Below are 3,122 nucleotides of genomic sequence, written 5' to 3'. Positions count from 1 at the left end.
AAGTTAGTGGTTAAAGCGAATCAGCTTAGGTGTCAGATTGACCTCGTCGGGTGGAATCGGCCTAAGCTGAAGTGCTTTTAAAATGTCAATGCCGTAGTTATCGAGTGCGACATCATATGGAGTGCGGCCGCCAAGACTTTCTCTGGGAGTAGAGTTGATATGGTCCACAATAGTTCGCAAATCCCATTGAGTGAGGAATTCAAAGCTGGTTTTCTTTGGCAGAACCATGCGCAACATGGTGTGCGCCTGTTCAATACCACCTTTTTGACCACTTCTCATGGGATCACAGAAATAGATGCTTGAACGGATAATACCATCAGATCCTGTTTCTAAAGAATCGGGATCGCCGAACTCTGATCCACGGTCCGTTAGAATCGTGTTGAATAAAATGAGAAAATCATAGGTTCCCAGTTGATGTTCCAACTTATCAAAAATAAGCCGTACAGCGCCCTTAGTGCAACGGTTCATAATGAAAGCCAGGAATAACTTTTCACGAGTCAAAAAGAAGGTGAGAATGACACGTTTGGATTCCTGCGAAGAATGGACGGTATCCATTTCGGCAAAATGATCGAGTTCCAGCTTTTGAAAATCTGAAAACATACGGCCTTGAAAAACAGTACGGTCTTTGATCTGGGTTTTATGAACTTTGCGAGGTTTAAACTTTACTTTGCGCTTCAAATCAACATTTCTTGCCGTAAGAACGCCATCATTGAGGTAGGAGTAGAGTGTTCTGACCGACATATCCAACTCAGGATGGTTTGTAATGATCTGATAGGGCGATTGTCCCTGATAAATAAGAGGCGAAATGACCATGTCCTTTTGACGCAGTTCATGCTTTGTCATGTTTATACCAGCCCTGGACGAAGACAGACATTCCTTGTATTTGCGGTCTGCAAAGACAGCATCGCAACGGTACTTGTGAGCAATGGAACAATGATGAATGGCTTTCGGACATCCATTACAGACGTAAGGAGCCTTATCAAGACGGTTACACTGTTCTTTAACGAAATCAGGACAGGTTTGGTTACAGGTTGGACAGGAAGTACACTTAATGTTGCAGAGTATGATTTTCCTGCATACATTTGTTTTTCTGCAGTGATATCTGTGAATGCAGAAGTTGTGAGCGTTAAGGAAGGATCCTTTATGATACCAATCACTTACGCGATGGAGTTTCACTTCCTTCGAAATAGTTGTAGGATCTTTGCATAAGAAACGGGCGATATCTTTAAAAGTGCTGCCGTTATTCAGGGAACGCTCAATGTATTTACGGTCTTCAAGGGAAAGATGTTTCTGGTTACCAGGAATATATTTACTCATAGAGATCTCCTTCTACTGCTGTCAGAAGGTCTTCATGAGCATAGCACGAATATATGAAAGATTAAACTCCACTCATGTAGGAGTAAATTCCACCGCATAAGCGGCCGGTGGAATTTACTTTTGAAATTTTCACGATTAAAGTTTTTTCCGTAATAGATGCAATTTTTGCGTTCTGTGTGTTATAATTCATTTCAAGTACCTCACTGTTTAATAAGATTTTTTACTAACCGTCCAAAGTCAGTAATCTTATTTTACTCTGAGGTATTTTTTTCTCAACCTTCTTTCTCGGAATTTCCTATATTTGAATTATACAAGAAGCTCCTCTAGAATGAAAGCATATAAGTAGTTAGTGGGCTATCACTTCTTTGAAAATCAATATGTGATAGCCCGAGCAAAAAAGCCTAAAACTTCGCACAGGAATTATATGACAGTAACATGAGCTTAAATTCTTCTTCGGATAAACAGTTAGCTTTTCGCAGATCGACGATTGCATGGATAATAGTATCCTTTTGTTTGGTTTCTTCTTGCAACGCCTGAAGAAGAATAGAAGTTTTTAACACTTTGGTTTTATAACCTGTGGTGCAAGGTACTTTTTTTAGTATGTCCATGAGTTTACTGGCTAATTGTAGATTGTTTTCAATGTTGCCTGGAAGGTCAAAAAAATTTTCATCTTCTACTTCCTTTTTCTCATCATTCCAAATCATAAAATTATTCCTCCTTCATCTTTTTGATCAGTTTTTGACAACTAGAATAAGTTAACTGCCTGGAATTAGACAAGGAAACTCCTAGATTGAACAATTCTTGGTTTTTTTTTGTTTTTCTATAAATACTTGATTCGGCAGGAAGTCTGCCAAAAGTTTTATGAGCTTTTTTTAAAGTAATGGCAGAATACATGCCTATTTTCAAGAACAATGGTATTGCAAAGTTACTCATTTTTGCCATCTCCCTTCGTTTGGTTATTGTCTAAATGTTTCTCCAATGAGAGAAGCATTTGAAGATTGGTAAGTTCGTTGTCGTTCATTGAATCGAAATTGATATTATATTCGGAAACAGGTGTATACCAATTTTGAGCGTTGTAGTAGCTTTTCCAAATGGGGTCGGAAAATATGTAACCATTACGAGCGTATATTTCGTTAACAGACATACGGAGAAGAATTGCATACACATTTTCTGAATAATCTGCTCTTAGATGGTCCAACTCGCTGCTTGAAATTATATTTAAAGAGCTGTTGGGAAATACCATTCCATCTGACAATGGAAAAGAGGATTTGATAAAATTAATAATGTCATTTTTGGACTGAATCGATTCAATACCACTTTGGTTGTTTGAACTGTTGTTGGAAGTAACAATATGTTCGAAGGACTGGCTTGAAGATTGTACATTAGTATAAGAAACGTTGTAATAAAAAAAGCCAAATATAAGTGAAAGAGCCAATGATAATACAGCAAGCGTCCAACGAGGATGATATTTGATTTTTTTCAGCTCTATTGTTTCTTCTGAAAGTGAATATTCTTTGGAGGCTGAGGAACGATAAATGCTTTTTCGAAGAATTACGTATTCTTTATCAAATAATATGGTTCTTTCAGAATAATGTTTATATAGAGTTGGCACATTACAAGTGTAATTTTGGGGTTGATCTGATGAGTAATTCATAGGACAAACCTCCTGTACAATATAAACTATAAAGTGGTGCTAAATGGGTAATGTAAAGAATATCCTTGCCCCGCTGATATCCAATTCCATACTCTTTATTCACCTCCCGTCTCTCCCGGTACTGTTCCGGTTTGATATAGAAATACCTACT

4 protein-coding genes are annotated in these 3,122 nt (G+C 37.7%); all 4 read right to left on the bottom strand.

Translation table 11 applies throughout. From position 1 onward, the window contains the following. Window positions 1-3: 3 nt before the first annotated feature. The 4 genes from H8Z82_RS16740 to H8Z82_RS16725 all read right to left on the bottom strand — a co-directional run bounded on the left by H8Z82_RS16740 (window position 4) and on the right by H8Z82_RS16725 (window position 2,971). Window positions 4-1,317 (bottom strand): IS30 family transposase, encoded by a 1,314-nt coding sequence (locus tag H8Z82_RS16740; RefSeq protein ID WP_186995750.1) that lies wholly within the window; start codon window positions 1,315-1,317, stop codon window positions 4-6. A gap of 401 nt (window positions 1,318-1,718) precedes the next feature. Then, window positions 1,719-2,021 (bottom strand): hypothetical protein, encoded by a 303-nt coding sequence (locus H8Z82_RS16735; protein ID WP_186995749.1) that lies wholly within the window; start codon window positions 2,019-2,021, stop codon window positions 1,719-1,721. A 4-nt stretch (window positions 2,022-2,025) separates the two neighbouring features. After that, window positions 2,026-2,250 carry a hypothetical protein gene (locus H8Z82_RS16730; RefSeq protein WP_186995748.1) on the bottom strand — a complete coding sequence of 75 codons (225 nt, stop codon included), beginning with the start codon at window positions 2,248-2,250 and terminating at the stop codon, window positions 2,026-2,028. Further along, entirely contained in the window at window positions 2,243-2,971 is a 729-nt protein-coding gene (locus tag H8Z82_RS16725) for a YARHG domain-containing protein (RefSeq protein ID WP_186995747.1), read from the bottom strand. The genes H8Z82_RS16730 and H8Z82_RS16725 overlap by 8 nt, the downstream gene beginning before the upstream one ends. Window positions 2,972-3,122: the final 151 nt, after the last annotated feature.

It is taken from the genome of Blautia difficilis (assembly GCF_014297245.1).
GTDB lineage: Bacteria > Bacillota > Clostridia > Lachnospirales > Lachnospiraceae > Blautia_A > Blautia_A difficilis.
Note: the sequence above shows the minus strand (reverse complement) of the source record. Positions and strands in the feature narration are given on the sequence as shown.

Bases quoted from the DNA above. Each gene is read 5' to 3' on its own strand.
- H8Z82_RS16740 (WP_186995750.1), bottom strand. From the start codon at position 1,317: ATGAGTAAATATATTCCTGGTAACCAGAAACATCTTTCCCTTGAAGAC.
- H8Z82_RS16735 (WP_186995749.1), bottom strand. From the start codon at position 2,021: ATGATTTGGAATGATGAGAAAAAGGAAGTAGAAGATGAAAATTTTTTT.
- H8Z82_RS16730 (WP_186995748.1), bottom strand. From the start codon at position 2,250: ATGAGTAACTTTGCAATACCATTGTTCTTGAAAATAGGCATGTATTCT.
- H8Z82_RS16725 (WP_186995747.1), bottom strand. From the start codon at position 2,971: ATGAATTACTCATCAGATCAACCCCAAAATTACACTTGTAATGTGCCA.